1 pseudogene is annotated in these 234 nt (G+C 49.1%); it reads left to right on the forward strand.

The annotated features are described in order from the left end of the window. Positions 1 to 218: pseudogene (locus R0K30_RS23650) on the forward strand (iron ABC transporter permease); the annotation flags it as partial. Between the last annotated feature and the right edge of the window lie 16 nt (positions 219 to 234).

The raw sequence follows: 234 nt of genomic DNA on the forward strand, positions 1-234 counted from the left end.
ACACGATCATCCTTCTCACCGCCTCTGCTTTACTTGTAGCCCTACGTCTGTATATTTGGACCTTCCGCTCCAAATTAGCGGTGATCGCCCCAGGAAAGGAACATGCTATGAATCTACGGATTGACTATGACGGCAATACAACAAGGATGCTGATGGTGATCGCCGTCCTTGTGTCTAACGGAACGCCTCTTGTCGGAGCTAATTCGTTGCTTGGCTAACTCGTCGTGAATATGG

It is taken from the genome of Bacillus sp. SIMBA_154 (genome assembly GCF_046536015.1).
Lineage (GTDB): Bacteria > Bacillota > Bacilli > Bacillales > Bacillaceae > Bacillus > Bacillus pumilus_P.